Source organism: Shewanella carassii, assembly GCF_002777975.1.
Lineage (GTDB): Bacteria > Pseudomonadota > Gammaproteobacteria > Enterobacterales > Shewanellaceae > Shewanella > Shewanella carassii.
Genome location: NZ_NGVS01000045.1, coordinates 1 through 24,611 on the forward strand (window position 1 = coordinate 1; position 24,611 = coordinate 24,611).

Annotated in this window: 21 protein-coding genes and 1 pseudogene; 11 read left to right on the forward strand and 11 right to left on the reverse strand. The window is 54.0% G+C overall.

Annotated elements, in window-relative coordinates; all coding sequences use genetic code 11:
* The 7 genes and pseudogenes from CBE72_RS19645 to CBE72_RS19675 form a co-directional block, all read left to right on the forward strand.
* A pseudogene (locus CBE72_RS19645) lies at window positions 1–484 on the forward strand (hypothetical protein); the annotation flags it as partial.
* 119 nt (window positions 485–603) lie between these two features.
* Window positions 604–936 carry a hypothetical protein gene (locus tag CBE72_RS19650; RefSeq protein ID WP_100146011.1) on the forward strand — a complete coding sequence of 111 codons (333 nt, stop codon included), beginning with the start codon at window positions 604–606 and terminating at the stop codon, window positions 934–936.
* A 5-nt stretch (window positions 937–941) separates the two neighbouring features.
* Complete coding sequence (locus CBE72_RS19655) at window positions 942–2,414, forward strand: protein adenylyltransferase SelO (RefSeq protein WP_100146013.1); 1,473 nt, start codon at window positions 942–944, stop codon at window positions 2,412–2,414.
* A gap of 16 nt (window positions 2,415–2,430) precedes the next feature.
* A complete protein-coding gene (locus tag CBE72_RS19660) occupies window positions 2,431–2,724 on the forward strand; it encodes a DUF3630 family protein (protein ID WP_100146015.1) in 294 nt (97 codons plus the stop codon).
* Complete coding sequence (locus CBE72_RS19665; RefSeq protein WP_100146017.1) at window positions 2,721–3,722, forward strand: serine/threonine protein kinase; 1,002 nt, start codon at window positions 2,721–2,723, stop codon at window positions 3,720–3,722. The genes CBE72_RS19660 and CBE72_RS19665 overlap by 4 nt, the downstream gene beginning before the upstream one ends.
* A 165-nt stretch (window positions 3,723–3,887) precedes the next feature.
* Window positions 3,888–4,499, forward strand: coding sequence for a thiol:disulfide interchange protein DsbA/DsbL (locus CBE72_RS19670; RefSeq protein ID WP_100146019.1), 612 nt, complete (start codon window positions 3,888–3,890; stop codon window positions 4,497–4,499).
* Window positions 4,500–4,841: 342 nt separating this feature from the next.
* Window positions 4,842–5,054, forward strand: a complete 213-nt coding sequence (locus CBE72_RS19675; RefSeq protein ID WP_025010850.1) for a DUF1107 domain-containing protein — start codon at window positions 4,842–4,844, stop codon at window positions 5,052–5,054.
* Between the two features lie 2 nt (window positions 5,055–5,056).
* On the opposite strand, the gene CBE72_RS19680 is transcribed toward CBE72_RS19675, so the two are convergent.
* Window positions 5,057–5,260: a cell division protein ZapB gene (locus CBE72_RS19680; RefSeq protein WP_100146021.1), complete on the reverse strand. Its 204-nt coding sequence runs from the start codon at window positions 5,258–5,260 to the stop codon at window positions 5,057–5,059.
* A gap of 202 nt (window positions 5,261–5,462) precedes the next feature.
* Here CBE72_RS19680 and CBE72_RS19685 point away from each other — a divergent pair, with 202 nt between their 5' ends.
* Window positions 5,463–5,810 (forward strand): RidA family protein, encoded by a 348-nt coding sequence (locus CBE72_RS19685; RefSeq protein WP_100146023.1) that lies wholly within the window; start codon window positions 5,463–5,465, stop codon window positions 5,808–5,810.
* Here CBE72_RS19685 and CBE72_RS19690 read toward each other — a convergent pair.
* The gene (locus CBE72_RS19690) at window positions 5,807–6,085 is read right to left on the reverse strand and encodes a Rho-binding antiterminator (protein WP_100146025.1); all 279 of its coding nucleotides are present in this window, start codon (window positions 6,083–6,085) and stop codon (window positions 5,807–5,809) included. The two genes, CBE72_RS19685 and CBE72_RS19690, sit on opposite strands and share 4 nt — an antisense overlap.
* Before the next feature lie 269 nt (window positions 6,086–6,354).
* Window positions 6,355–6,909 carry an outer membrane beta-barrel protein gene (locus CBE72_RS19695; protein ID WP_100146027.1) on the reverse strand — a complete coding sequence of 185 codons (555 nt, stop codon included), beginning with the start codon at window positions 6,907–6,909 and terminating at the stop codon, window positions 6,355–6,357.
* 235 nt (window positions 6,910–7,144) lie between these two features.
* Here CBE72_RS19695 and CBE72_RS19700 point away from each other — a divergent pair, with 235 nt between their 5' ends.
* Both CBE72_RS19700 and CBE72_RS19705 read left to right on the forward strand, forming a co-directional pair.
* Window positions 7,145–8,503 (forward strand): esterase/lipase family protein, encoded by a 1,359-nt coding sequence (locus CBE72_RS19700; protein ID WP_100146029.1) that lies wholly within the window; start codon window positions 7,145–7,147, stop codon window positions 8,501–8,503.
* A gap of 129 nt (window positions 8,504–8,632) precedes the next feature.
* On the forward strand, window positions 8,633–9,724 hold the full coding sequence (locus CBE72_RS19705; RefSeq protein WP_100146031.1) for a branched-chain amino acid aminotransferase: 1,092 nt from the start codon (window positions 8,633–8,635) through the stop codon (window positions 9,722–9,724).
* 63 nt (window positions 9,725–9,787) lie between these two features.
* Here CBE72_RS19705 and CBE72_RS19710 read toward each other — a convergent pair whose 3' ends face one another.
* The 6 genes from CBE72_RS19710 to CBE72_RS19735 form a co-directional block, all read right to left on the reverse strand.
* On the reverse strand, window positions 9,788–14,119 hold the full coding sequence (locus CBE72_RS19710) for an EAL domain-containing protein (protein ID WP_157929119.1): 4,332 nt from the start codon (window positions 14,117–14,119) through the stop codon (window positions 9,788–9,790).
* Between the two features lie 322 nt (window positions 14,120–14,441).
* Window positions 14,442–15,641 (reverse strand): 2-methylaconitate cis-trans isomerase PrpF, encoded by a 1,200-nt coding sequence (gene prpF, locus CBE72_RS19715; RefSeq protein WP_100146035.1) that lies wholly within the window; start codon window positions 15,639–15,641, stop codon window positions 14,442–14,444.
* An 85-nt stretch (window positions 15,642–15,726) separates the two neighbouring features.
* Entirely contained in the window at window positions 15,727–18,318 is a 2,592-nt protein-coding gene (acnD, locus tag CBE72_RS19720) for a Fe/S-dependent 2-methylisocitrate dehydratase AcnD (protein ID WP_100146037.1), read from the reverse strand.
* 104 nt (window positions 18,319–18,422) lie between these two features.
* Window positions 18,423–19,547: a bifunctional 2-methylcitrate synthase/citrate synthase gene (prpC, locus tag CBE72_RS19725; RefSeq protein WP_025889866.1), complete on the reverse strand. Its 1,125-nt coding sequence runs from the start codon at window positions 19,545–19,547 to the stop codon at window positions 18,423–18,425.
* A 180-nt stretch (window positions 19,548–19,727) separates the two neighbouring features.
* Window positions 19,728–20,603, reverse strand: coding sequence for a methylisocitrate lyase (gene prpB / locus CBE72_RS19730; protein ID WP_025889867.1), 876 nt, complete (start codon window positions 20,601–20,603; stop codon window positions 19,728–19,730).
* 12 nt (window positions 20,604–20,615) lie between these two features.
* On the reverse strand, window positions 20,616–21,326 hold the full coding sequence (locus CBE72_RS19735; protein ID WP_373289289.1) for a GntR family transcriptional regulator: 711 nt from the start codon (window positions 21,324–21,326) through the stop codon (window positions 20,616–20,618).
* Window positions 21,327–21,766: 440 nt separating this feature from the next.
* Between CBE72_RS19735 and CBE72_RS19740 the strand changes: the two genes are divergently transcribed.
* On the forward strand, window positions 21,767–22,264 hold the full coding sequence (locus CBE72_RS19740; RefSeq protein WP_100146041.1) for a 2-thiouracil desulfurase family protein: 498 nt from the start codon (window positions 21,767–21,769) through the stop codon (window positions 22,262–22,264).
* A 73-nt stretch (window positions 22,265–22,337) separates the two neighbouring features.
* On the opposite strand, the gene CBE72_RS19745 is transcribed toward CBE72_RS19740, so the two are convergent.
* Both CBE72_RS19745 and CBE72_RS19750 read right to left on the reverse strand, forming a co-directional pair.
* Complete coding sequence (locus CBE72_RS19745) at window positions 22,338–23,276, reverse strand: acyltransferase (RefSeq protein ID WP_100146043.1); 939 nt, start codon at window positions 23,274–23,276, stop codon at window positions 22,338–22,340.
* Complete coding sequence (locus CBE72_RS19750; RefSeq protein WP_229672029.1) at window positions 23,276–24,172, reverse strand: acyltransferase; 897 nt, start codon at window positions 24,170–24,172, stop codon at window positions 23,276–23,278. The genes CBE72_RS19745 and CBE72_RS19750 overlap by 1 nt, the downstream gene beginning before the upstream one ends.
* Between the last annotated feature and the right edge of the window lie 439 nt (window positions 24,173–24,611).

A 24,611-nucleotide genomic window follows, 5' to 3' on the forward strand; every position in this document is an offset into this window, starting at 1 on the left:
GCCAGAGCCAGAGCCAGAGCCAGAGCCAGAGCCAGAGCCAGAGCCAGAGCCAGAGCCAGAGCCAGCCAAGGCGGCTGCACCGGATATCAGTTGGGGCAATATTACCCTCAAGCGGGCGATGGAACAGTATCAAGCCTCTGAAGGCGCCATCGAAGCACATGATGCTTTGCTGGCCGTGATCGGCGAATGCTACAAACAGCGGAAAAACAGCAAGTATCTGCAGTTGGGGCAGGAGTACGATACCGCATATAGCGCTCTGTTTGCCGCCAGTCGGGAGAAAGTACTCAGCAAATCACCCAAGGCCGAGTTCAAGGGCACGGGGTTTATGCAACTCTCTACCCTGTGCAGCGATGCAGGCCGTTTCGATGCCGCCATTGCCCTGTGCAACAAGGCGATTGAATATGGGCTGGAAGATGGCACAGTGACGGGCTTTGCTGGTCGTATCAAACGCATCGAAAAGGCTAGAGATAAAGCCTCTGCCTGAGTACAAAAGCCGATTCAATGTGTAGAATCAAGCAAGGAGGGCCAGGTTGACTGCCGTGTCACTCCTTCCCAAGCTAAGCGAGCCTGCGGGTTCGCTTTTTTTATTGATGGAGAGCCGCAATGAAACCAGCGACTTTATGGGTTGCACTTACTTCACTGTTGCTGCTGGCAGCCTGTAGCAAGCAGCCGCAATGGACTCTGTTTTACTATCCGGATACGGATATACCGCAGCCGAATAGAGATAAGTCGGACGTCGAGCCGCAAACGGCCGAGACCTTGGATCGTTATCACGCCATTGCCGGTTATTATCAAACCCTGCAGCAGTGCCAAGGCAAGGGCAGTGGCATGCAGCGCCTCAATGAGGGGAAAGGCAGCTTCGAGTGCGGTCACAACTGCCGTCTCGACGACAGGGATATGGTAATCTGTGACCAATGGCACACTAACGGCCCCTAAGGGACATGAAATTTAAACAGGATTACTTCACCCGCCTGGCTGGATTTTATCAGCAGGTATTGCCTTCTGGGCTGCCGTCACCTCACTGGTTGGCTTGGAGTGATGATGCGGCGGCGCTTTTGGGCTTGGCTGGCCCCAATGAAACCCTGCTGCAGCAACTCGCCGGCAACCAGAGAATGCCGGGCGCCGAATATTACGCCCAAGTCTACAGTGGACATCAGTTTGGCGGCTACAGCCCCAGATTGGGTGATGGTCGCTCGATCATTCTCGGTGAGGCGCAGGGGCCTGAAGGTGCCTGGGATCTGGCCTTGAAGGGCGCGGGTCCCACGCCATACTCGCGTCACGGTGATGGCCGTGCTGTGATGCGTTCGGCGGTGCGCGAGTTTCTGGTTTCCGAGGCGCTGTATCATTTGGGCGTGCCCACCACCAGGGCGCTGGCGGTGATCGGTTCTGAGCTGCCGGTGTGGCGCGAGTCGCTGGAAAAAGGCGCCATTACCGTGCGCCTGGCCCGCAGCCATATACGTTTTGGCCACTTCGAGTATTTCTGTTACAGCGAGAGGGGGCAGGCCGACAAGCTCAAGCAGCTGCTCGATTTCACCCTCAGCCAGCATTATCCCCAACTCAGCCTGGACTATGACGGCTACAAGGCTTGGTTTGCGCTGGTGGTGCGTGATACTGCGCGCATGATAGCTCACTGGCAAGCGGTGGGCTTTGCCCACGGGGTGATGAATACCGACAATATGTCGATTCTCGGCGACAGCTTCGACTTTGGCCCCTTCGCCTTCCTCGATACCTTCAAGGAAGACTTTATCTGTAACCATTCAGATCCCGAGGGGCGCTACGCCTTCGGTCAGCAACCCGGCATCGGCTTGTGGAACCTGCAACGTTTGGCGCAGGCGTTGACGCCTGTGCTGGCTTCCGATGATTTGATAGCCGCGCTCAATACTTATCAACATGAATTGGTGCAGCAATATCTTGGCTTGATGCGCGCCAAGTTGGGGCTGGCACCTTTGGCCGAAGATTTAAGCCTTGATGCCAGGCTGGAGCAGGACAACAAGGACCTGGCGCTTATCGGCGCCTTTACCGGCTTGTTGGAACAAAACGCCTTGGACTATACCCAGAGCCTGCGCCGCTTCGGCGAGCTGGATCCCAAGGCAGAAAACAGTAGTCTGAGGGATGATTTTATCAATCGTCAGGGCTGGGATGACTGGCTGCCCGAGTACCGGCAACGTATCGATACCCGCCAGGGACTTGAACAGTGGCAGGCCGAGCGCCGGGCCCATAACCCCAAATATATCTTGCGCAACTATCTGGCTCAGGAAGCGATCATTGCCATCGAAGAGGAGGGCAATACTCAGCCGCTTGAGCAGTTGTACCAGCTCCTCAGGCGCCCGTTCGATGAACAGCCAGAGATGCAGGAATTTGCCAAGCGACCACCGGATTGGGGGCAGGGGTTGATCATGTCCTGCAGTAGTTAAGAAATAGGATTAAAAGATGCAGTATCAAAATCTTAGCTTGGATCCAGAGCATAAAACCTTGTCGATGACGGCCGGGGTCGAGTTTGAAGCCTTCGACAGCTTTGCCGAGCCCCTGTGCCGGGCACTTGATGCCAAGGTGCTGGAGCGGCAATGGGGAGCAGACCGTCACCAATGGCTGCTGGATTTTGAAGGCAGCCTCTTGTGGCTCAACTATGAGTTTTACGGTGATGTATGCTGGTTGAGCTGCCAGAGTGAACAAGACTGGGAAGTGTTGGTATACCTGAAACATTTACTGGAGTCACAGGCATGACAGAAAAGCAGGCCATGGCGGCGTTTCATTATCGGGATCTTTCCCCTGAACTGATTTTGGATGCCATCGAAAGTCTAGCGATTTACCCCGAGACGGGGCTAACGCCACTCAACAGCTATGAGAACCGGGTCTATCAGTTTCGCTGCGATCGCGGTCAGAGGTACGTGGTTAAGTTCTATCGCCCCGAGCGTTGGACCGATGCCCAGATTTTGGAAGAGCATGAATTTACGTTCGAGCTGGCCGAAGCCGAGATCCCCATTGCCGCCCCTGTGGTGCTCGACGGCCGCAGTCTGCATCACTTCAAAGAGTGGCGTTTCGCGCTGTTTCCTTCCATAGGCGGTCGCAGCTTCGAAGTGGACAACCTGGATCAGATAGAGGGCGCCGGCCAGTTTATCGGCCGTTTACATCAGTATTCCCGTGGCAGCCTGTTCAAACAGCGCTTGAACCTGACGCCGACAACCCTGGGGACTCCGGCGCTGGAGCAATTGCAGCGCACAGAGTTGATCCCGAACGCTTTGCGGGAACATCTGCTCGAGGCGGCGTTAAGCCTCTTCTCTGAGCTACAGTTGCGTTGGCAGAATATCGAATACCAGAGTATGCGCCTGCATGGCGATCTGCATCCCGGCAATATTCTCTGGACCCCCAATGGCCCCGGGTTTGTCGATCTCGATGATGCCTGCAATGGCCCTGCGGTGCAGGATTTATGGATGATGCTATCCGGTGACAGGCAGCAACAGACGCTGCAGTTGGAAGTCTTGCTGGAGGCCTACGAGGCCTTCTCCAACTTCGATACCAAAGAGCTTCAGTTGATAGAGCCACTCAGGGCTCTGCGAATGTTGCACTACAACGCCTGGTTGGCCAAGCGCTGGGACGACCCCGCGTTTCCGCGCCACTTCCCCTGGTTTGCGACTGAAGAATACTGGCGACAGCAGTTACAGGCCTTTAAAGAGCAACGGCAGCGACTGGATGAGGCGCCGCTGAGCCTTATTCCCTATTGATAAGGTGGCAGAGTTCAATCTCTGCCTGTTTATCTGTCCACCGCGGTTGTGGGTGGGAGAAATAAAAAGGGAACTCAGAGCTTGAGTTCGACTCAAAAAGAAGATTATGTTATTCAGCAACTCCAGCAGTGTTGGCTGTAATTTTTAATAAAAAAAGGAAATCCAATGAAGAAAATCCTGATGTTGGCGGCGGCGTTTTTGCTGCTTCCCCTGGCGGCCACGGCAGCTCAATACAAAGAAGGTGTGCACTACACTGTGGTCAGTGATGGTCCCGCCACTGCCAAGCCTGAAATCAGAGAGTTTTTCTCTTTTTACTGCTCTCATTGTTATAACTTTGAGAAAAATATACTCCCTGTCCTGAAGGCGCGTCTGCCGGAAGGGGTGGCATTTGAGCAAAACCATGTCGAGTTTATCGGTCGTGAGATGGGAGTTGAAATGTCCCGTGCCTTTGCCATTGCCAAAGTGCTGAAGGTGTCCGATAAGATTAATCACGCCATGTTCAGCGCGATCCAGGACAAGAAGCAACATTTCACCAGTCGTGACGACATCAAGGCTCTCTTTGTTGCCAATGGTGTGGATCCCAAACAGTTTGATTCTGCGGCCAGCTCTTTTATGGTCAGTACCATGCTGGCCAGCATGAAGCGCAACACAGAAAATGCCGAGATTTCAGGGGTTCCTGCGCTGGTGGTGAATGGTAAATATCGGGTCGAAACTGGGGCCATCAAGTCTTATGACGAGATGCTGGATATAGCTCTCTATCTGACTAAGTTGAAGTAATTCAGCTTTTCAACATCAAAGGGGCCTTGTAGGCCCTTTTTTGTTACCTCAAAAAGCATGGGGACAGGCAAAAAAAACCGTACTTCCTGAATGCAGAAAGCACGGACTAGAGCCATGGGGCTCAGTTTTTACCCTGAGTAACATGCTCACTCTAACAGTGTGTCAAAAAATTGGCAAGCGTTGTCTATTTGACGTTTTGTGGCGATGAATGACGTTCTGTGGGAGGTGGAAGGTAAAAAATGATCTTGGCTGTTTTTGGCTATTTCCCGGATCGGCATGAAACCTTATGCGGAATAAAGAGTCAAAAGATCGGGATCGGAAATCAACTAAAGGAGGTTTCTCGTGCGTGTATTTCCTGTCTATGCTCCCAAGCTGATAGTCAAACACGTAAGGATATTTTTGACCGGCGCCGTCTGGGTGAAAGATCTGGGAAGATTAGAGTTTGATAAGGGGCGTTTTTTGCTGCCGAGAAAAAGCCTGCCAAAGGTAAAGCAGGCTATCATGGAATTGAACGAACTCATTGAAACTCAGAACAGCCAAGCTAAAACCGTTTAGATTCAGTTGACTTCGTTGTTGAGCAGACCAACAAGGCCGGTGACTTTCTCGTTCCACGAGTTGAGATCTTGCTGAAGTTGTTGGTTTTGCTCTGTCAGATCAGCATTTTTCTGCTTTTCTTCATCCAGCTCCATTTTTAGAAGCTCAATATTTTCGAGTGCTGCCTGGATTTTGGTCTCCAGTTGGGACAGTAGTTCTAGGCTCATACAGGAGTCCTTAATATAGTTGGCGAATGAGATATTGATTCTATCAGTGCCACTGGCTTAAGGAATAGCTCTTATCTCTAAGTGTCCAAAAAATATGCGATAAAATCGGCTGTTTGGCAGTTTTTTTCACTTATCTGAATCCCAGCTGTCCCAAGCCGACTTTTGCCGGATAAAATAATGTTTTTTACCCGGAACCCCGCCGATGACAATTCAACGTATCGATACCAATGCACGCATGAGCAGCATAGTGATCCACAACAATACGGCTTACCTCTGTGGTCAAGTCGCCAAGGACAAGTATGCCGATATTCAACAACAGACCCTAACCATGCTCGAAGAGGTGGATGAGCTATTGAAACGGGCTGGCAGCAGTCGCGAGCGGATCCTGTCGGCGACTATCTACCTGAAACAGATGAGTGATTATGATGCCATGAATGCCATTTGGGATGCTTGGTTACCTGCTGGACATGCACCGGCCAGAGCTTGTGTGGAGGCTTCGATCGCCGAGCCTGAGTATCTGGTGGAGGTCTCTATTATCGCGGCGATTTAAATTTCACAACCGGTCGAGGCAATCAGCACTCGGCCGAACTCGGCACCTTCCTGCTCTGGGGTAATCGCCAGCAACTGATCCATTCGGATGGCGCGGTTGCTGGTGGCCGTTTGCACCAGCAGCCACTCGCTCTTGTCGGGACGGGTCTCGGTGATCAATGCCTTGCCATGCAATATCTCTCCTTGCAACAGCTCTATTTTCAGCGGATAACCGCGGATACAGGCTAACTCCAGGTAATCATAGTTGCCACAATCTATGGCTTGGTAAGGTTTCATATCTCGATCTTATCGTGTGAAGTGAAATAATGCTCTGACAGTGATCCGAGCTATTCAAAGTAATGGCTGCTTTGAGGCAGAGTGGTATAAAAGTAGTCTTATTTTTCGCTTATACCAAAATAATTTGCCGTAAATTGTGAGCCATGGATTTGGCGGTGGGAGCGGCTTGCGAATGTCGCTGTGTTGGTGTGGCTGTTAACCATGCCATTCGATTTGAGAAGAGATATTAAGCAAAAAGCCCCAAAATGGGGCTTTTTAGAGGCTTAGGGTTAGAAGTGATAGTTGACACTCAGGTACAGTTGCTGGGTGTTATCCAGCGCATATTTACCTGAGTCTATCTTGTTGTCATAGTCTTGCTTCAGATAACGATAACCTATCTCGGTATCCAGCCTGTCATTCAGTTTATACACAAGACCCGTTTGACCACCCCAGACAAAATTATTGTCTGATCCCAGGGCGTCGCTGTCCGGCGCCGTGTGGTTAATACCGGCGCTGGCACCGATAAACCAGTTCAGTTTGTGGGCCTGATCCAAACCTACCAGATAGTCATAGGAAACCAGTCCCATCTGCTGTTTGGCGAAGTCATCGCTGTTGTAGCTATAAGTGGCGTACAGACGCTGGTTGGGGGTAAGGAAGGTACCGCCGCGCAGCATGTAGACGGCATTGCGATCATCATCGCTGAACTTGCCGCCATCAGTGGGCTTATGAGAGTAGTCGTTTTGCTGCGCGCCGACACCGCCGCCGACAAACCAGTCAGCAGCAAAGGAAGGGGTCGAGAAAGCGAGAGCCGCAGCGGAAGCCAGTATTAGAGATTGAATCTTCATAATTTACTCCTTGATCCGGGAAAGTCCGGATGGCTGTTTTAAGCCGGGTCAACTTGTGTTCATCGGCAGGTTAGGGCCGTTTTGCTGAACTTTGGCTGAATGAGCGCAGGAAGGGACTTTTCATCGTATATACCGACCTTTTATGTTAAAAAACTTAATGTTAGAGGCTTTGATTGTTGTGAGATAGTGATAGTGTCGTGGTCGAAAAATAGACTGTTAACCTGAGGGGAAAGGGATGAGACTGGTATTTGTACACGGCTGGAGTGTGACATCCACAGAGACCTATGGCTATTTGCCGCAGGCATTGGCCAAGCGGGCAGACACAGAGCTTGAGGTGAGTCATCTGCACTTGGGGCGTTATATCAGTTTTCAGGATCAGGTGAAGTTGGAGGACGTTGCGCTGGCCTTCGAGGCCGCCAGGCGTGAAGTGCTGGGGGATGAGCCTTTCGCGGTGATCACCCACAGCACTGGAGCAGCCGTGATACGTTGCTGGTTGGAGACCTTCTTCGGATCCCAAAAATTGGCGGCTTGTCCCGTGACTCATATGATCATGCTGGCACCGGCCAACCACGGCTCCGCCTTGGCACAGCTTGGCAAGTCGCGTCTCGCCAGGATCAAGGCCTGGTTCGATGGATTGGAGCCCGGGCAGAAGATCCTCGACTGGTTGGAGCTGGGCAGTCTGGGGCAGGCCTCTTTGAGTCAAGCCTGGCTTAACTACGACTTTGAGGCCGCTCGGCTTTGGCCCTTGGTACTGACCGGCGAAAGCATAGATGCGTCCCTCTATGATTATCTCAACGCTTATACCGCCGAGCCGGGCTCGGATGGTGTCGTGCGGGTCGCCGCGGCGAATATGAATTATGCTCGGTTGCAATTGATGGAGCAGGTTCAGGAATGTGACAGTTTTGATGGTGCCTGTGTGGCCAAGCTGGCGCCGGCAAGTTTCATTCAGGCTCCTGTCAGTGGCTTTGGCATTATTCCCAGGGCTAGTCACAGCAAAGAAAAAATGGGGATCATGCGCTCGGTCAGCCGCAGAAACGCCGCCAACAAGCCGGTAGTGCAGGCGATTCTTGATTGGCTAAAGGTAGACTCGGTAGAGGCTTACCGCCGAGCCTGTCAGGAGCTTACGCGGCAAACCCAAAGCCGGACCACCAAGAAGCGTTACACCATGCTGGTGATTCGGGTGTGGGACGACACCGGCGCCGCCATAGAGGATTTCGATTTCTATCTGCTCAGTGGCGAGCAGTATCTGCCGGGTATTCTGCCTAAGGGCTTTATGCAGGATAAGCAGCGCAACCAGCAGAGCCGCAACTGCCTGACCCTGTATCTGGATGCTGCCAAGATGCAGACCCTGCCTCAGGGGAAAATCGGTTTTAAACTGGTACCGCGCCCCGATGATGGTGGCTGTTATTATCGTGCGGCTGAGTTCCAGTCTGATGCCGGCGCGGTATCCAGGCTGCTGAAGGAAGACGCCACTCTCGAAGTGGATATCTTGCTGAAGCGGCATCGTGATGCCGGACTGTTTACTCTGGTCAGCCCGGAAGAGAGCGGTGATTTTTCTCGTTTGCCGCCTCTGGGAGAGCTGGCCGAGATTTGATGGTCAAAATATTGCTAGGCTTTTTTACACAACTTTTTACAGAAGCCTGACTGGCTGCAGACCTTGGTCCTCTTGACATTATTCCGGGCGCTCCCTAGTCTGCTTGAACAACAGTCAAGGTGGTAAGCAATGGAAATCAAGTATCAGTTAAAGCCCGCCGCAGAGCGTCGCTCAGAACAGTTTTGCCCTGAAGGAAATGTTGGCTTTGGTCGTCTGCGTACCGATCACATGTTCATGATGGATTATTATGACGGCGAATGGCGGGATCCCCGTATCGTCCCTTACGGACCTTTCGAGATGGCTCCCGGCGCGATGGCGCTGCATTATGGCCAATGTATTTTTGAGGGTGCCAAGGCCTTTATGCATGAAGATGGGGAGATTTATACCTTCCGTCTCAACAAGAATGCTGAACGCATGAATCGCTCTGCCGATATTGTCTGTATTCCCAATATTGATGAAGCCATGCAGCTTAAGGCGATCAACGCCCTTATCGATGTCGACCGTCTCTGGTTCCCGATGCAGGAAGGGGCTTGCCTCTATATTCGGCCCTTTATTTTTGCCACCGAAGACAGACTGTCAGTCAGCCCTGCCAACCGCTACACCTTCTGCGTGGTGATGAGCCCCAGCGGCGCCTACTATGGTGAAAGCCTCAACGCCATTCGTCTGCTGATCAGCAAAGAATTCCACCGCGCGGTATCCGGTGGTACCGGTGCCTCCAAGGCCGCCGGTAACTATGCTGCTTCCCTGCGTGCCGGTAAGGCGGCTGCCGCTCACGGTGCTTCCCAGGTGCTGTACCTGGACTCGACCAATGAATATATCGAAGAAGCCGGGGCGATGAACCACTTCCATATTCTCAAGGATGGCACAGTGATCATCCCTGAGTTTACCGATACCATACTCAAGTCGATCACCTCGCAGTCTATTATTGAGCTGGCGCCACTGCTTGGCTGCGATGTCCGCCAGGAGCACGTGAAACTGGACGATTTTATCGCCGGTGTCGAGTCGGGTGAGATCATCGAAGCCGGTGGTTTCGGTACCGCGGCCGTGGTTTCTCCAGTCGGCTCCTACATTTTTGAAGATGGCCGGGTGGTCACCGTTGGTGACGGCAAGGTGGGTGAACATGTCAGTCGCATCTATAAGGTCTTCACCGAAATCCAGAAAGGGCACAGACCAGGCCCACAAGGCTGGGTCTGCAAAGTGCCCCGGCTGGAAAAGGCATAAGCCAATATCCCCACTATGAGTAAAAAACGCGGCCATTTGAGCCGCGTTTTTTATGGGGTGATTTTATTTTCGGCTAAGCAAGGCCTCTGCCTGTCCTTCTGTCATTGGACGTCCCAACAGGAAGCCCTGAGCCTGATCGCAGCCCTGGGCCGCAAGGAAATTCAGTTGAGCCTGGGTTTCCACTCCTTCGGCCACCACCTGTAACTCAAGGCTGTGAGCCAGGACTATGATGGCGTTGGTAATGGCGGCATCGTCCGGGTCTTTGGTGATATCGCGGACAAACTCACGGTCAATTTTTAAGGTATCCAGCGGGAAGCGTTTGAGATAGGCCAGACTGGAATAACCGGTGCCAAAGTCATCAACCGCCAGGCTTAATCCCAGTGCTTTCAGTTGATTGAGTATTTCCACCGACTCCAGTGGCCGCTGCATCACTGCAGACTCAGTCAGTTCAATTTCCAACAGTTCTGCACTCAAACCGTGCATGGCGAGAGCGACTTCTATGCTGGAAATAATGTCAGTCTGCAGCTGTTTGGCGGAGATATTTATTGCCACGGGGACGACTTCCAACCCTTGATTCTGCCAGCGCTCCAGTTGACTGCAAACGCTTAGCAATACCCATTGGCCTATGCTATTGACCAAGCCGGTTTCCTCTGCCAGCGGAATGAACTCTGCCGGTGAAATAGGCCCCAGTTCCTGGCTTTCCCAACGCAGTAGGGCCTCCATGCCGGTGAGTTTACCGCTATGAACACAGAACTTGGGTTGATATTGCAGCTTAAATTCGTTTCGGCCTAACGCTTGTTTGAGTCCGGCTTCCAATTGTACGTGACGCACCGCATAAGCATTGAGTTTGGCGGTATAAAACTGGAAGTTATTGCGCCCCAACGACTTGGCGTGGTACATGGCGGTGTCGGCAAACTTCAGTAGCTCTAGTCCTTCATCGGCATCATCCGGATAGAGGCTGATGCCTATAGACGGGGAAACATTGAGGCTGAAATTCTCCAGTGCGAAGGGGCGTTCGAACGCCGTCAGCAGTTTTTCGGCAATGACGGTCGCTGCCTTGGTTTTTTGCAACCCTTCAAGAAGAATGATGAATTCATCACCGCCCAAGCGCGCAACCGTATCACCATCCCTGATCGCTTTGGTCAATCTGGATGCGACCGCTTTCAGCAGTTGATCGCCAATATGATGACCCAGGGAGTCGTTGATGTGTTTGAACCGGTCGAGATCCAGAAACAATAGGGCAACCATAGTGCGATTGCGGTGAGCCTGGCGCAGAGCATGATCCAATCTGTCCTGGAATAGGGTGCGGTTGGGTAGGCCGGTGAGCTGATCATAATTGGCCAGCAGTCGCAGATCTTTTTCAGCCTGTTTACGATCTGTGATATCGGTAAACACCACCACAAAATGGCTGGCCTCTCCCTGGCTGTTGAGTACCTGATTGATCTCCATCCAGACTAACAAGGATTGCTTGGAGTGAGTGCGTATTTGCACTTCACCGGACCAGTGTTTTTGATTCAGCAGTTGGTGTTCTATCTGTAGATAGAAGCTCCTGGGATAGAGACCCCGGGTTAAAAACAGGAATGGTTTGCCAGCAATCTTATGTTCGTTGAATCCTGTGGTGCTGCAAAACGCCGGGTTGACTGAGATGACTCGGTAGTTGAGATTACAGACCACAACGGATTCATTCATGCTTTCCAATACTTGAGAAGAAAGACGCAGCGCCTCTTCCTGACCGCGGCGCATGCTGATATCGGTATAGGTGCCAGCCAGTCTCAGTGGTTTATCATTTTTGTCCCACTCAACGATTTTGCCGCGATCCAGTACCCAGCACCAATGGGTGTCGCCGAGATCGGTACGGTACTCGGCTTCGAAAAACTCTGCCTTTCCTTGGAGATAAGCTTCCATAGCGGCTTTGACTTGTGCTCTGTCCTCTGGATGGATCAGTTCCAAGCGCTTTTGGGAGCTGATCTCCTGGGGGGTATTGGCACAGTGTTTGGGGCCGGTAATAAAGAAGCGGTCATCTTCCATTTGCCAGTCCCACATACGGTCACCCGAGCCCCAGAGTGCCAGTTTAAGCCGTTCTTCAGATAGGCGAATATTGGACTGAGTTTGCAACTCCAAATGGCGCTGATGCAGGTAACGACGCAGCCAAAGTCCGAAAAACAGTAGGGTGCAGCTCAAGTAGAGTATGTTGGCCAGCGTACTACGATAAAAAGGGGCCGGTACTGTGAGTTGCAGCAGCAGTTGTTCTTGCCCTTCCGGATTGTGTTGTAGTTGATGTCGGGCAAACAACCGATAATCGCCGGGCGCCAAGTTGGCATAGCTGATTTCGTTTTGCGATTGTGCTGGATGCCATTCTTCATCCCAGCCTTCGAGGAAGAAGCTGAAACGGTGGCGTTGGGGATAGGCAAAATCCAAAGCGGTTATTTCAAAGCTTATTAGCTGGTTGCTATCCAATATGGTCAGTTCGGGAATACCATCCAGTTCAAGCCGAGGAAAATAATGGTTACCCAGACGATATCCGGCCAGGGCCAGTTTGGCTTGCTTGCGTACCTTGGGTACCTGCTGCGGGTAGAAATGGTTCAGGCCGTTGATGCCGCCAAACCAGATACTGCCGTCCTTGTCCTGCCAACTGACGTTGCCGTTGAACTCCAGCGCCTGCAATCCTTCATACTCGTTGAAGGTTAATACTTTTTCTTTGTCTATGGCAAAGCGGCTGATGCCAGAGTTGCTGCTGAGCCAGAGGTCACCACTCTGATCTTGCTCCAAGGCATAAACGGTATTACCCGGTAATCCTTGATTGCGGCCGAAGTGTTGCAATTCATTTTGACGCAGGCGACTGAGCCCGCCATGGGTGGCAAACCAGATGCTGCCATCTCTGTCTTTGAGAATGTCACGCACCATGGGGTGAGCGAGCCTGTCGCCACGAATAGTTTGCTGTTGACCTGTTTGCGGTTGCAGCCAATAAGCCCCATTGGTGGTGCCGACCCAAATGCCATTATTGGCCGGAGCCAGACATAGGATCATCTGTGCTTGGGGGCCTTCTTCCAAAAACTCATTGACGAAATGGGCCTGGAAGTCCTCTGTCTCCGGATCGAAGTGATACAGGGTGTTGGCGGCTCCCAGCCAGATTTGATCTTGGTTATTAATAAATAGGTCGCGAATAGTGGATTTATTACCCGGCGGTCGATATAGCCGCATTTGACCTTGCTTACTGAGGCTAATCAAGCCTTCATTGCTGGCCAGCCAGAGCCTCTGGTGACTGTCTTCGGCTATTGCTCTAATGGTGAGATCCAGAAAGGATTCATCCTTGCCAAGTAACTTGGCAAGCTGGCTGTGATAGGAAAAGAATCGGCCATCTTGACCCATATGAAACAAACCGGCCCTGTCAGTGCCCAAGTACAACAAGCCGTTACTGGCGCGGAATATGGCGCGGAAATTGTTTTCCCGCAGGCGTTCCTCGGGATCTTGATTGTTGTGGATATGTTCAAAGTACTGCCGCGCCAGGTTCACAGTGTCTATGCCGGAGAACAGGCTGCCAATCCACAGAATACCGTTATTATCCTGTAGCAGGCTGTAGACATCATTGTCGCTGAGGCTGTTGGGATCGGATGGGTCATAGCGATAATGCCTGGCTTGCCACTGACCCTCTCTAAGCTGGAGTCGGATAAGACCTGTCTGTTGGCCACCGAGCCAGACATCGCCCCGGCTGTCAAAAATGAATTCAAGGAACTGCATATTATCTGTCGCTAAACGATAAATGAGTTCCGGCGTTTGTTGCTCCTGTGGGTAGCGCCAGAGCGCATTTCCCATGGCTAACCACAGAGCGCCATCTTCGCCTTGGCGAGCTTGGACCGGATGACCTTGTTCACTATCGGGCAAGGGCAGGGGTTTGAGTCCCTCATTGCGTAAAATCAGCAAGCCATCATTTTGAGTACCAATCAACAGGGCATCCTTACCCATGGGGGTTAGTACCCGAATATCGGCATTGATATTCGGCCCAAGAGCCAGCTCCTGTAGCTCATTGGTGATGGTATTCAGGGCGTAGATCCCATTGCCGCTGCCAACCCATAGCGTATCCCCCACCAAGGCCAGGCGGTTGATCCTACTACTGCGGAGTCCTTTGTCCCGTCCTATGGCGCTGAAAGTCCCTGTTTTCAGATCCAGGCGGTTAAGTCCGCCGTTGAAGGTACCTATCCATAAATGACCTTGAGCATCCTGGAGTATGTCAGTGACATGATCATCGGTCAGGGTCTGGCTGTGGTAGGGGTCGTGCTGAAACAGAGTGAAGTTAATGCCGTTGTAACTGTGCAATCCATCCTGGGTACCAATCCACAAGATGCCCGCCTTATCTTGGTAGAGGTGGGTGATGCTGTTCTGATTCAGGCCATTCATACTGCTAACATGTTGAAATTTGAGCTGGGACGCAGGTTCTGCCTTAATCTCAAACAGGCAGATAGCAAATAGCAGAGTGACGAGTAGACAGCAGATCCGAGACAAGAGGTCCTCTTTAACTAGGTGTTTTATTGGCAGAAACTCATTTTATAACAGATTTTTGTTTTCAGTTTGGCAAACTTTATCGCAATTTGTTGCAGCGTAAAGAGAGGTGGTAGAAAAAAGGCCCCGCCGGAAGGGAGGAAGCGGAGCCTTTGGCAAACCGAGTGATGCTTGCCGCCGTAGGGAAGAGACGGCGGTGATTGTGTTAATAGCCTAGGGTTTAGAAGCCGTCGTCCGGGATCCGAACCTGGCCTTCCATCAGGATGCGCGCCGAGCGACTCATGATGGCTTTGGTCACCTGCCACTGGCCGTCCTTGAATTCGGCCTCGGCGCCGACTTTCAAGGTGCCAGATGGATGGCCGAAGCGTACCGAACTGCGCTCACCGCCGCCGGCCGCCAGGTTAACCAGGGTGCCCGGGATAGCCGCGGCCGTGCCTATGGCCACTGCCGCCGTGCCCATCATGGCGTGGTGCAATTTACCCATCGACAGAGCGCGAACCAAGAGGTCGACATCGGTTTCGGCCAGCTGTTTGCCACTGGAAACCTGATGCGCCTGCGGTTTGGCCACAAACGCTACCTTGGGAGTGTGTTGGCGGGTTTCGGCTTCGGATAGCTCCTTAATCAACCCCATGGCCAGCGCGCCGTGTGCCCTAAGCAGCTCAAAGCGAGCCAGCGCCTCGGGATCGCCGTTGATCTCCGGCTGTAGTTCGGTGCCTTGATAGCCGATATCGGCGGCATTGACGAAAATGGTCGGGATCCCGGCATTGATTAGCGTCGCCTGAATTTTACCGCTGGGGTGTACTTCGGCGGGAACCGTCAGCTCATCCACCAGCTTGCCGGTAGGGAACATGGCACCGCCGTCTTCTCCGTCATCGGCTGGGTCGATAAATTCCAGCACAATTTCGGCGGCGGGGAAGGTGACACCGTCGAGCTCAAAGTCACCGGTTTCCTGCACTTCACCGGCACTGACCGGCACCTTGGCGATAATGGTCTTGCCGATATTGGCCTGCCAAATCCGCACTTCGCAGATGCCGTTTTCCGGTACCCGCTCCGGAGCAACCAGACCGGCATGCAGGGCAAAGGCGCCGGCCGCAGTGGAAAGGTTGCCGCAGTTGCCGCTCCAGTCGACAAAGGGCTTATCTATGGAGACCTGACCATAGAGGTAGTCTACGTCGTGACCGGGAACCTGGCTGGCATTCATGATCACGCATTTGCTGGTACTCGAGGTCGCGCCGCCCATGCCGTCTGTGTGTTTGCCGTAGGGGTCCGGGCTGCCGATGACCCGCATCAACAAGGCGTCGCGGGCCGGGCCGGGCACTCTGGCCACCTCGGGCAGATCGTCCAGGCGGAAGAACACTCCCTTACTGGTGCCGCCGCGCATATAGGTGGCGGGAATTTTTATCTGTGGTTTAAATGCCATGGCATTGGATCCTTTGAGATAAATATTTTTATCAGTCGGCCATAACCTTGGCTATGGCCGACTTGGTCACGCATCAAGGGCCGGCTTAAACATTGCCCTGCAAGAAGTCCTGCGCGAAACGCTGCAGTACACCACCGGCTTCATAGATGGTTACTTCCTCAGCGGTATCCAGGCGGCAGCGCACAGGTACTTCCACCGTTTCGCCATTGCTGCGATGCAGCAACAGGGTCAGGGTGGCACCGGGAGTGCGCTCGCCGAGAACGTCGAAGGTTTCTGTGCCATCTATGCCCAGGGTCAGCCTGTCGGTCCCCGGGAAAAACTCCAGCGGCAGCACGCCCATGCCTATCAGGTTGGTTCTGTGAATGCGCTCGAAGCCTTCGGCCACAATTGCCTCGACTCCGGCCAAACGCACGCCCTTGGCGGCCCAGTCACGGCTGGAGCCTTGGCCATAGTCTTTACCGGCTATGATGCACAGCGGTTGCTTGCGCTCCATGTAGGTTTCTATCGCTTCCCACATGCGTACCTGTTGCCCTTCGGGCTCGATACGGGCCAGCGAGCCCTGGATCACCTTGCCGCTGTCGTCCTTGACCATTTCGTTGAACAGTTTGGGGTTGGCAAAGGTGGCCCGTTGGGCCGTCAGATGGTCTCCCCTGTGGGTGGCGTAGGAGTTGAAGTCTTCCTCCGGCAAGCCCATCTTGGCCAGGTATTCACCGGCGGCGCTGGATGGCAAAATGGCGTTCGATGGCGACAGGTGATCCGTGGTGATGTTGTCACCCAGTACCGCCAGTGGCCGCATCCCCTTGAGCGCACGTTCACCGGCCAGGGCACCTTCCCAGTAGGGTGGACGACGGATATAGGTGCTCATTGGGCGCCAGTCATACAGAGGGTCGACCCCATCACCGTATTCCACGGCGATATTGAACATGGGCTCATACACCTTGCGGAACTGCTCCGGCTTGACCGATGACTTGACGATGGCATCTATCTCTTCGTCGCTGGGCCAGATGTCCTTGAGGGTTACGGCGTTGCCGTTCTGATCTGTGCCGAGTGGGTCTTTCTCTATGTCGAAACGCACAGTCCCTGCAATGGCGTAGGCCACTACCAAAGGCGGCGAGGCCAGGAATGCCTGCTTAGCATAAGGGTGGATTCGGCCATCGAAGTTACGGTTACCGGACAATACCGCGGTGGCGTACAGATCTCTGTCGATCACTTCCTGTTGGATTTTGGGATCGAGCGCGCCGCTCATGCCGTTACATGTGGTACAGGCGAAGGCGACTATGCCAAAGCCCAGCTGTTCCAGGTAAGGCAATAGCCCAGCCTCGCGCAGATAGAGATCCACCGCCTTGGAGCCGGGGGCCAGAGAGGTCTTGACCCAAGGCTTGCGTACCAGGCCTTTTTCCACCGCGTTGCGGGCGATAAGACCGGCGGCAATCACGTTGCGCGGGTTACTGGTGTTGGTACAGCTGGTGATGGCGGCGATGATCACGGCGCCGTCCGGCATCAGGCCTTCTTGCTGCTCGACCTTGCCGGCAATGCCTTTGGCGGCCAAGTCGCTGGTGGCCAAACGGGCATGCGGGTTGGAAGGACCGGCCATGTTACGCACCACGGAGGAGAGATCGAACTCCAGCACCCGTTCATATTCGGCGCCTTCGAGGCTGTCGGCCCACAGACCCGTGGTCTTGGCATAGTTCTCCACCAGCGCCACCTGCTGGTCATCACGGCCGGTGAGGCGCAGGTAATCTATGGTTTGCTGATCGATATAGAACATGGCGGCAGTGGCGCCATATTCGGGAGTCATGTTGGAGATGGTTGCCCTGTCACCCAGGGTCAGGCTGGCGGCGCCTTCACCGAAGAATTCCAGATAGGCACCCACCACCCGCTCTTTACGCAGGAATTCGGTCAGCGCCAGCACTATATCCGTGGCGGTAATGCCGGGAGTGGCCTTGCCGGTCAGCTTGACGCCGACTATGTCCGGCAGGCGCATCCAGGAGGCGCGGCCGAGCATCACGCTTTCGGCTTCCAGGCCACCCACGCCTATGGCGATCACCCCGAGGGCATCCACGTGTGGCGTGTGGCTGTCGGTGCCGACACAGGTGTCCGGGAAGGCTACGCCGTCGCGGCTCTGGACTACGGGGGACATCTTCTCCAGGTTGATCTGGTGCATGATGCCGTTACCGGGCGGGATCACATCGACGTTTTTAAAGGCCGTCTTGGTCCAGTTGATAAAGTGGAATCTGTCTTCGTTGCGTCTGTCTTCAACGGCGCGGTTTTTCTCGAAGGCATCCGCTTCAAAGCCGGGGTGTTCCACTGCCAGAGAGTGATCCACAATCAGTTGGGTTGGCACCACAGGGTTAACCTTGGCCGGATCGCCACCCTTGTCGGCGATGGCATCACGCAGACCGGCCAAGTCAACCAGTGCTGTTTGGCCGAGAATGTCGTGACACACCACCCGCGCCGGGAACCAGGGGAAGTCCAGATCCCGTTTGCGTTCGATAATCTGTTCGAGGAAGTCGTTGAGCCTGCCTGGCTCGGCGCGGCGTACCAGGTTTTCGGCCAACACCCGCGAGGTGTAGGGTAGTTTGGCATAGGCTCCGGGGCTGATCGCCTCGACTGCGGCGCGGGTATCGAAATACTCGAGGCTGGTGCCGGGCAGGGGAATTCGGTAATTGGTATTCATGAGTTCTGTCCACTGAGAAGCAACTGCAAAAAGAGCCGGGCCCCTGCTTACTTGGGTGCCCGCTCTTGCTCATTCATCTGGCGGCCCTTTGGCCGCCGCCGGGATCAACGCTCGCTGAGAGGCGTCACCTTGCGTGGCTCAACCCCAACATAGTCGGCACTCGGGCGGATAATGCGGTTGTTGGCGCGTTGCTCCATCACGTGCGCGGCCCAGCCGGTGAGGCGGGAGCAAACGAAGATGGGGGTAAACAGCTTGGTGGGGATCCCCATGAAGTGATAGGCACTGGCGTGGAAGAAGTCGGCGTTACAGAAGAGTTTCTTCTCTTCCCACATCAGGGCTTCACAGGCGACAGAAACGCGATAGAGGCGATCATCACCGTATTCTTGCGCCAGCTTTTCCGACCACTCTTTGATGATCACGTTGCGGGGGTCTGACTCGCGGTAGATGGCGTGACCAAAGCCCATGATCTTCTCTTTGCGCTCCAGCTTGCCCTTGAGCACTTCGCGGGCATGGTCTTCATCGCGCATATCCTGAATCAGCTCCATCGCCGCCTCGTTGGCGCCGCCGTGCAGAGGGCCGCGCAGTGAGCCAATGGCGCCCGTGATGCAGGAATGCATGTCAGACAGGGTAGAGGCGCAAACCCGGGCGGTGAAGGTAGAGGCGTTGAATTCGTGCTCGGCGTAGAGGATCAGTGACACATCCATGACCCGGGCATGCAGGGCCGATGGAGCTTCGCCGTGCAGCAGGTGCAGGAAGTGGGCGCCTATCTGGTCGTCATGGGTTTCTGTGTCTATACGCACGCCGTCATGGCTGTAGCGATACCAGTAACAGATGATGGAAGGGAATGCCGCCAGCAGACGGTCGGCCACTTCGCTCTGTTCGGAGAAATCTTTTTCGGTTTCCAGGTTACCCAGCATGGAGCAACCGGTACGCATAACGTCCATAGGATGGGCATCGGCCGGGATCCGCTCCAGCACCTCTTTCAGTGCCTGTGGCAGGCCGCGCATGCCTTTGAGTTTCTGACGATAGGCCGCCAGTTGAGTTTCGGTGGGCAGTTCGCCGTAGAGGATCAGGTAGGCCACTTCCTCGAAGCTGACGTTTTCGGCCAGATCTTTGACGTCATAGCCGCGGTAGGTCAGGCCTGAGCCGGACTTACCGACTGTGCTCAGTGAAGTTTCGCCTGCGCTTTGGCCGCGTAATCCGGCGCCGCTCAGTTTCTTGTCAGTCATAATGCATTCCCTCTTCCGTTACACTCTTGTCAATTTGTTGGCCAGCCATGGCTGGTCTGGTTTGCGGTTGCCTTTTTCAGCGCTCTGGGGCGCTGTGTAGGGCGGCAACCCCGGGTGTTTCATGGGGCAAACCCTGCAACCGGCGCGTCTGCGCCGGTCAATCATCCCTGGATTCAGCCGTTACTTTTGGCTGAACAGCTCATCGAGCTTGGTTTCGTAGTGGTGGTAGCCGAGGAACTTATACAGCTCTTCACGGGTTTGCATGGCATCGACCACATTGCGTTGGTGACCGTCGGCCATCAGTGCCTGCATCACTTTCAGGGCGGCCAGGTTGGCGGCGCGGAAGGTGCTCAATGGGTAGAGCACCATGTCGGCTCCGGCTTCGGCCAGTTGTTCCTTGTTGAACAGTTCTGTCTTGCCAAATTCGGTCATGTTGGCCAGGATCGGGGCGTTGACGGCCGCCTTGAATCGACGGTACTGATCCAGCTCGGTCAGCGCCTCGGCAAAGATCATGTCGGCGCCCGCCTCGATATAGGCCTGGGCGCGTTCGATACCGGCATCCAGTCCTTCCACGGCAACCGCGTCTGTGCGGGCCATGATGACGAAGTTCTCATCTGTGCGGGCATCCACGGCAGCCTTGATACGGTCAACCATCTCTTCGGTGCTGACCACGGCCTTGTTGGGTCTGTGACCGCAGCGCTTCTGTGACACCTGATCTTCCATATGCACGGCGGCAACACCGGCCTTTTCAAATTCCTTGATGGTGCGGGCAATGTTGAAGGCGCCGCCCCAGCCTGTGTCTATGTCGACCAGCAGCGGCAGTTCGGTGGCCGATGTGATACGGCCGGCATCGATCAGTACATCGTTCATTGAGGTCATGCCCAGATCCGGCAGGCCGTAAGAGGCGTTGGCGACACCGGCACCGGAAAGGTACAGGGCCTGAACACCGGATTGCTCGGCCATCAGGGCGAAATAGGCATTGGTGGTTCCCACGATTTGAAGCGGCTTGGCCTTGGCCAGAGCCTGGCGGAATCTGAGTCCTGCGCTGCGAGTCATCTGTTTGCTTCCTTATATTGAGTCCAGGGCGGCATGCTCCGCCTGAAGCTGTTTGAGTCTGAGTTCGGTATTGCGCCGCCCCTGTTCGATATGACGGCGCATCAGCAAGCCGGCCAGTTCGGCATCGCGCTGGGCTATGGCTTCGACTATGCGTCTGTGCTCGGCGATGGCTTTGACCGGGCGGTTCTTATTGGTGCATTGATAGCGATACATTCTCAGCAGGTGATATAAGCCGCCGATCAGGGTTTCCTGCAGGTGCTTGTTACCGCTAGCGCGGATGATCTGGTAGTGAAAGTCCACATCACCCTCTTCCTGAAAATAGGTATCGCCTTCTGCCAGCGCCGCTTCCTGACGGGCCAGCAGTTGCCACAACTGGCTGAGCTGCTCATCGGTTATCCGTTTGGCGGCCAGTTCACAGGCCATGGCTTCCAGCGTGCTGCGCAGTTCGTAGAGGTCGTTGAGCTCGGCCACTGTCATATCTGCAACTCTGGCGCCCACATGGGGGATGCGTACTACCAAGCGCTGACGTTCGAGGAGTTGCAAGGCCTCACGGGTTGGACCTCGGCTGATACCGTACTTGAGTGCCAGTGCCTGCTCGTTGATCTTGCTGCCGGGAGCCAGTTCACCCTTGATGATGCTGGTCTGAATTTGCACCAGGATCTGATCCACCAGGGTACTGTTCTTCTCCGGAGTGGTTTTATCGACGCTGTTTTTGTCCAACACAGGTACCTGAGTCACTGGTTAAGTTCTGCTCAATTATTAACAATGGCTCGACATTAGATGTGATCTGGGTCATTGTCAACAATGTCCTTACCTAGACGTAAGTCTAATATTTTAGTGTTTTTGGTATTTAAACCCTTATCTAACATTATCTTAGGTATCCTTTTTAAACTTGCTGTTAGCATGGGTTTACACTTGCTATTGCAACTATTGTCGACAATCTTGTTTTAAACAGTTTTCTTGAGGGGCGACTGATAGAATGCTCTTTGTCAGCGGCAGGCAAGGAAAAGAGCGAGGCTTGTTATCCGTCGCGGTGTCCCAGACCCTGGGCCGTTAAACCGAGAACATGAGTCATTGCCAATCAGGCGAGGCGGTTACCCTAAGAGAGTCGTCCGAGTGATGAGAGCGGCGAGAACGGCAAGAATGCCAAGAATGAAAAAAGTATGAGCGCAGAAATCATCAGCACAGCAAAACCGAATCGGATATTGATAAGCGCCTGTTTATTGGGGCAAGAGGTGCGCTATGACGGTGGCCATAACTTGCTCAATGATGCCAGAGTGCTGCTATGGCAGGCCCAGGGGCGGCTGGTGCCTTTCTGCCCCGAGTGCGCCGGTGGCCTGCCGACACCCAGAGCACCGGCCGAACAGATACAGGGACGAGTGCTGACCTGTGACGGTGAGGATGTGACCGAGGCCTTTAAGCGAGGCGCCGAACTGGCACTGGCCCAGGCGCAGCAACAGCAAGTGGTTGTAGCCATTCTCAAGGCCCGCAGTCCTTCCTGTGGCAAAGGCAAGATTTACGATGGCAGTTTCTCCCGCCAACTCATAGAGGGCGACGGAGTGACCGCCGCCTTGCTGATGCGCCATGGCATTCAAGTGTTCAGCGAGTTTGAGTTGGACGCCGCTGAGAAGTATCTGACTGAATGCGATAAAAGTGCTTGAGTCGAAATTACTCAGTTTAAAAACAACAATGCCGGGCTTAGACCCGGCATTGCTTTGTCTTCGACAATCACTGTCAGTGGCTTTTTTGTGCCAGCTTACGGTAGTCGTCGGCAGGTTGGTATTCGGCCAGTAGTTGATCGATTTGGGCATCCTTTTGTTGCCAGATGTCATTGAGCCAGCGTTGAAACTCGACCCTGTACTCTGGCTCGCTGAAGTAGCGAACAGAATCCACCTGAGGCACGGGCAGAGCCTCGATTCGCACCACGATTTTGTGTACTTTACCCTGCATCACGGCACCGAGAATATCCTTGGGGGCATCGGGATAAACCACAGTCATATTCAGCAAGGCATCAAATTGCTCGCCCATGGCCGACAGGGTGAAGGCGATGCCACCGGCTTTTGGCCGCAGCAGGTGCTTGTAGGGGGATTTTTGCCTTTGCCGTTTCTCTTCGGTGAAGCGACTGCCTTCCACATAGTTGATGATGGAGGTGGGCAAGTCTTTGAACTTTTCACAGGAGCGCCGGGTTGTTTGCAGATCCTTGCCCCTGAGCTTGGGGTTCTTCTTCAGCTTTTCCGGGCTGGTACGGTTCATAAAGGGCATGTCCAGCGCCCAGCAACCCAGTCCCATGATAGGAACATACAGCAGCTCTTTCTTGAGAAAGAACTTCAGCATGGGGATGTTGTTGCGCAAGATATAAGTCTGTGCGGCAATATCAAAGCCACTGAGGTGGTTACTGATCAGTAGATACCAACCATCCGGCTTGAGGCTTTCAAGCCCCTGCACATCCCATTCGACCTTGGCTATCAGGTGCAGTATGCCGCCATTACAGCTGGCCCAGGCCCACATGAAACGGTTCATTAGCCGGGTCATGGCGATGCGGCCACCCTTCCAGGGCAGCAACAATTTGAACAGGCCACCGATACACACCAGCGAGCCCCAGACGGCGGTGTTGATGATCAACAGGCTCAGGCTGAGAATAAACAGCACAGGCCCGGGCAGGAAGTGCAACATCAGGAGTCCCCTTGAGAATGGTTTGCCTTGGCGGCCAGTTGCTCCAGCACTTCATCCTTGTGCTGCCAAAGGGCGTTTAGCCGTTCTTGGAAGGCTTGTTTGAATTGACGATCATTAACGTAGTCGCCCCGCATCCCCGGGTCTATCTCTTTGACCTCCAAGTGGAGATAAACCTCGGGCAGACGGCCGCTGATATAGTCCCAAAAACTGGGGGTTTTACCCGGATAGTAGATGGTGACATCCACCAGTTTATGGATCTGATCGCCCATGGCCGACAACGCAAAGGCCATGCCACCGGCCTTGGGTCTGAGCAGGTGTTTGAACGGTGAGTTTTGCTTCTGGTGCTTGCTGGGCTGAAAGCGGGTACCTTCGACAAAGTTCATCACGCTCACCGGTTTGTGCTTGAACTTGGCACAGGCCTTACGGGTAATTTCAATGTCTTTGCCCCTGAGTTTGGGGTTCTTTTTTAACTCGGCCGTGCTGTAACGGCGCATAAAGGGAAAGTCCAGCGCCCACCAGGCCAGCCCCAGTACGGGCACATAAATCAGCTCTTTTTTCAGGAAGAACTTGAGAAACGGGATCCGCCGATTCAGCAGTCGCTGCAGGATCAAAATATCTACCCAGCTCTGGTGGTTGGCTACCACCATATACCACTCCTGCTCTGACAGCTCCGGAAGCTCATCTATATGCATCTTCAGCGGATGAAACAGCTTTTCGATACCGCCATTGACACTGATCCAGGCGCTGGCGCAGATGTCCAGGAAGTGGCTGCAAGAGCGTTGCAGCGGCTTTATAGGAAGCAGTTTTATCAGGCTGCCCAGCAGAATTGGCAGACTCCAAAACAGGGTGTTGATAACATAGCCGCTAAAGGCAAGACAACCTCGGATCAAGGACAACTTGGGCTCCCTCAGGATCATAAAAAGAAAAATCGACCGACTATGTTAACCGCAGTCGCCACCAGGCTTCAATCTTAAGCTGGCGTTGACAGGGCGTTAGCGCCTGCTCACTTACGCTTGGAAACGGCTGCCATAGTCGGCATAAAGTGCATAAGTCGCGCCATCTATTTTGCAGACAGTGCCTAAGGTAGTCCGCCAAGCAGCCTGTTTTAGGCTCTTTCTGAGGCTTTATCTGTATGTTGCCTTGTGGCTAAAGCCGCAGCAGGCTCGGTGAAAAGCTCGGCATTTAAAATTCAGCTGCATTTTTGGTGGTAGCCAGTCGACTGTCAAGCGCAACACTGATGGCGGTAAATGGGACAATCGGCTAAATTCAAACATCGCAAAATCTGCCCATTTACAACATGGTGTTGATGTCATAGATAGATGCCCAAATTTATCT